General features: G+C 42.4%; 3 protein-coding genes. 2 read left to right on the top strand and 1 reads right to left on the bottom strand.

Going from position 1 to position 4,966, the window contains the following annotated elements; genetic code table 11:
• Nucleotides 1-233: Hsp20 family protein (locus tag ACO4PX_RS08525; RefSeq protein WP_485572280.1), on the top strand; the 233-nt coding region annotated here is incomplete at its 5' end.
• A 142-nt stretch (nucleotides 234-375) separates the two neighbouring features.
• Here ACO4PX_RS08525 and ACO4PX_RS08520 read toward each other — a convergent pair.
• Nucleotides 376-2,586, bottom strand: a complete 2,211-nt coding sequence (locus ACO4PX_RS08520) for a methyl-accepting chemotaxis protein (RefSeq protein ID WP_485572279.1) — start codon at nucleotides 2,584-2,586, stop codon at nucleotides 376-378.
• Nucleotides 2,587-3,036: 450 nt separating this feature from the next.
• Between ACO4PX_RS08520 and ACO4PX_RS08515 the strand changes: the two genes are divergently transcribed.
• The gene (locus tag ACO4PX_RS08515; protein WP_485570333.1) at nucleotides 3,037-4,782 is read left to right on the top strand and encodes a GGDEF domain-containing protein; all 1,746 of its coding nucleotides are present in this window, start codon (nucleotides 3,037-3,039) and stop codon (nucleotides 4,780-4,782) included.
• Nucleotides 4,783-4,966: the final 184 nt, after the last annotated feature.

Raw genomic sequence — 4,966 nt, 5'->3', positions numbered from 1 at the left:
ATCTTCAGGTCAGTGCCGTGAAGGGCTTAAATGAAGAAGAGAAGGATGAGAAAGGTAAACTCATTCGTCAGGAGCGTTACTCCGGCTCTATGCAAAGAAGCTTTTATGTTGGTGACAGCATTAAGCAGGAAGAGGTAAAAGCAAAGTTTGAACAGGGCGTTCTGAAGCTTTCCTTCCCTAAAGAAGGGGAGAAGAAACTTCCGGAGAAGCAGCCGATTATGATTGAAGGTTAAAGTTATTTGGAAAGCGATTCTGTTAAAATAAAAGTGTAGCCGAGAATATTCGGAAATTGGCTTTAAAATGCATTAAAAAGTAAAGGAGCTACAAAGTAGTATGTTAACTATTTTGTAGCTCCTTTTTTGTCTTTCTTTGTTATTAGTTGTCACTCTTTAATTGGAATTTAGACACCAAATCCTGTAAAACATTGGCCTGCCCGGACAGCTCCTCGGAGGCTGCGGCAGACTGCTCCGCTGTTGCGGTATTGCTTTGTACCACGGAGGAAATCTGATCCAGTCCGGAGCTCAACTGTACAATGCCCCGAGCTTCATCCTCGGAAGCATCGGATATCTTGGAAATAATATTTGTAATTCCTTCAGCTTTGCTCTTTACCAAATCCATGGATTCCGCCGTTTCCTGTGTGATTTTTGCTCCGCGAGACACGGCGTCAATGGTTTCTTCAATCAAGTCACTGGTATTTTGAGCGGCCTTTGCGGACTTCTGTGCCAGATTTCCGACTTCATCAGCCACTACGGCAAAGCCCTTTCCGGCAGCTCCTGCCCTTGCCGCTTCAATCGCAGCATTTAAGGAAAGGATATTGGTTTGGAAAGCAATATCGTCAATGGTTTTGATAATCTTTCCGATTTCATTGGACTTTTCCGTAATTTCCTTCATAGCCAGAGACATTTCTTCCATTTTTTGGTTACTGAGCTCTACAGCTTCCACGGAAGAAAGACTGAGTTTGTTGGCTTCCAGGGATTGTTCTGCGGTACTCTTAATCTTATCGGAAATCTCACTCATGGTAGCACTTAACTCTTCTATGGAAGAAGCTTGTTCTGTAGAGCCCTGAGATAGAGACTGTGCTCCGTTGGATACCTGTTCTGCTCCGCTGTTTACTTCGGATGCGGAACGTTTAATCTCCTCCATGGTGTCGGATAAGTCTGTAGTAATATCCCGGAGGGAAAGCAGTAATGGTCTGTAGTCTCCTTTGTAAAGGCTTTCGTCAGAAAGGTCGACACGGAAATTTCCGTGGGAAACAGAGGAGAGCTTTTCGTTTAAATCCTGCATAATGCTCTTAATCTGTTGCATGACCTTAGCAAAGGCGTGGGCAATGGTGCCGATTTCATCCTGTTTTTGATATTGAATTTCTACATTTAAGTTTCCGTCTGCCACCTGATTTCCGACCTTGGCCATCATTTGCAAAGGCTTCAAGGAGGAACGAATTAAAAGATTGGTAATCAGCGTCAGTAATACTACACCGCAAAGCACGATAATGGTGGATACGGTAATCAAGCGCTTGGTCACTCTCAAGTATTCGTTACTGGAAATGCTCATAAGACTCCAAAGCGTTGTGCCGTCCAGCTGTGTGGGAGCAAAATACAGACGTCTGCTCTGTCCGCTCTTATTCTGTAAAACCACATGGAAGGGTTTGTCTTCCTGCATTTTGCTGAGTAGCTCCGGTACATCCTTTTCGTCCAGTGCGTCATTTAGGTTTTTTTCTCTTAAATCTTCTCGAGAGCTGTAGAGGAAGTTTCCTTGGTCATCCATTACAGAGGTAAAGAGGCTTGGGAAACGGCTATCTTCCCGTGCCAAGATATCAAAGGCGGAAAGATTAATTTCAATGGTGACAACACCCTTAAATTCTCCGTTTACAATAATGGGAGTACAAACGGTAATTAAGGAATACTCCGGATATTCATCATCATGGTAAAGGGATGTGATGGTGGTCTTCTGGGTTTCCTTTGCGGTTTTGTAATAGCCCTTATTTTGATAATAGGAATAGGGATAATTGATGATATCTCTGGTTTCTGCGCTCTTTACGGTAAGGTAGGGCGCATAATCCGTTACGCCGGGAATCAAGACACCGGGCTCAAAGAAATACCCTACACCTGTAACATAGGGATTACTTTTTAAGGTGGAGTACATAGCGTTCATCATAACGACTTCCGCATTGTACCGGCTGGCGGGAATTTCCTGATTTAAAATACGAGAGCGAAAGGTCGTATTTTGCATGGGAGTAATTTCCTGCACTTCTCTGTTGCCGTCGTTAAAATTATTGATTCTCCAGGGATTGGCGGGAGCGCCTCCTACAGCATCATTTTGATCCCAAACAAAACTGATGGATTCCATCATACTATCGGCTAATGTTTGCACCTGAGTAAAAACTCTTCCGGTTTTCTCATTGGTGATATCCAGCAAATCTTCCATGTTTTTGTTTAAGTTGGCTTTTACGGATTTACTTCCCATGGTTACTATGGGAACGCTTAAGCTACAAAGAATCAAAAGCCCTACAATGCCTAAAAGCATCGATAATCGGGAGCCCAGACTTCTGCTTTTTTCCGTCTTCTTTTGTTGTCCTGTTTTCTTCATTTTACATACCGGTCCTTCCTTGAATAGATATATGATAAAAGTCACACAAAATTTGGTGGCATTTTCCACGATTAGGGTTTTTATGGATAAAATATTTTCAGCTTGAATGGAGATTCATTGGGTAATCTCGCTCTCCATCGGTACGAGCTTATTAAGTCTTTTCGGTTCATTCGACAGAATTTCCTTTTTTTATAAATCAAAATAGAAAAGATTGTGCTATACTGTTTTCATCTTTAGAAAACGGCAAGAGAAGGATTGCTGGTATGGGGCAGAGGTTTATGCCTTCTCTAATATTTGACGATTATGTATAGGTCACGGCAGACTTTTATAAGATTAATCTGTACCTTTCGTGCTTATGAGACAGAAACATCCAAGATGCGGGTTAAAAGCATAATCACGAAGGATATTTTTGGGAAACAGAGCATTCTATTGTAGATATCCGGAGCGGAGATGAGAAATAATTCCTTCATCAAAAAACATCAAACCGTCATTCTTTTGTTCCTCTCCATTTTGGTGGGGCTTCTTGTGATGCGTTATATTCTGAGTGATGTGGGAGAAGTGCCGAAAAGTGATTATAAAGTGCTGAAGAATATGAGTGTGGAAGTACAGCACGAAGATGGAAGCGTAGATAATTTTCAGAGCTATCTGTTTAATTTTTCTTCCCGGAAAGATCATATCACCATGCATTTCCCTTTGGAGTCGGAATGGAAGGCGGAGTATCAGACGATTAACTTCTTTTTTTATAACAGTGTGGTGAAGGCGTATTACAAGGATCAGTTACTGGTGTCTTACGGAGAAAATCTGAAAAGGCATATGATCGGACACCTGAAAATCAGCATACCGGTTCCTTTGGAGGCTTATGGGGATGAGATTCGGGTGGAAATCGATCCGCAACTGGATATTCTGGAGGATAATTTTGATGTTCCGGTTTTGATGTCCAGAGGGACTGAGTTTTATTATCCGATGATTAGTCAGGAAACGACTTATCCTATTTTTGTAATGACCTTGATCGGATCCTTTATCGGAATCGTCATTTTTGCTTTTTTCTTTAAGACACATGTGTATGCCAGTGAAGGAATGTGGCTATTCTCGCTGGTTTTCGCCATTACCCTCTGGCACTTGGGAAATACCGGTCTGGCTTATTTGCTTTTTCCAAGAGAGGATTTAAGTGCGGTTTGTGAGTATGTCGGAATGTATTTATTGCTGCCCACGGCCCCTTTATATGCCAGCTATGAAACATCAAGGAAGGTAGTCAGGGAATATCTTAGAGTAGTCGGCAGCATTTTCTTGGCATTCTTCTTGCTTTGCCTGATTCTTTATATTTTCCCTACGGGATTTCAGTATACCGGGCATCTCCGTCTGGTACAGACGGCACAGATTGTAATGGTATTTTCCTCTATGGCAAGCCTGCTTTTCCCCGGAAAAAAGACAAAGAACAATTCGGATTATATTTTGGGCTACGGCTTGGTGTTTGTGGCTGTATTCGGCATTTTAGAACAGGTAAGAATCATTTTGGCCGGCAGTATTACGGAGAAGTGGCCGGGATTCTTGCAAAGCTTTGTTACCACAGGTTTTTCAAAGATTCTGATTCTGCTTTTGATTATTGTTTTTATTACTTCCTATGTATTTAAGGTTATTCTGATTGCCCAGGCCGGTATCGAAGAAAAGCATTTAAAATATCTGGCCTATACAGATCGTCTGACAGGCCTTGGAAACCGGCAGTATTTGCAGGATCAGCTGGAGGTTTTGGATCACAGCAAAAAGAAGGACTATGCCGCCATCTTTATGGATATCAATGACCTGAAACTGACCAATGACCTTTATGGCCATGAGTCCGGAGATCGGCTGATTCAAATGGTGGCAGAGGCAATTCAGGATGCCATGGCAGAAGTGGAAGGCTTTTCCGGAAGAAACGGCGGTGATGAATTTGTCTGCATCGTTTTCCCCGCAAGTGCAGTGTTTGAAGTGGAAAATAAGATTAAAGAGTATTTGCGGAATACAAAGGAGAAACAGAATCCGCCCTTCCCTGTAAGCATTTCCATGGGAAGTGCCAGCTATCGGGAGGTTGCGGAGAAGCTCCCCATTGAAAAGAGAGAACATCTCACCGTGAGTCATGTGATTCGACAGGCGGACGGAAAGATGTACGATGACAAGTATAGAATGAAAAAGAGTAGAGATCAGGAGATTTCTTTTTAGATAAGGAGAAAAGGACTTTGGAAGAAGCATTTGGGGATATCCCCCGGTTCTTCCAAAGTCCTTTTTGATATTACTGAAATTTAGCCGGTATCAGAGCTGACATTTGGAAAATGTCCGGCTCTGCTTAACGATATTTCTGGAAAGTAATATTCTGAATCAGGATGGGGTTGGATACAGGCGCATC

It is taken from the genome of Oribacterium sp. (assembly GCF_057249185.1).
Note: the sequence above shows the minus strand (reverse complement) of the source record. Positions and strands in the feature narration are given on the sequence as shown.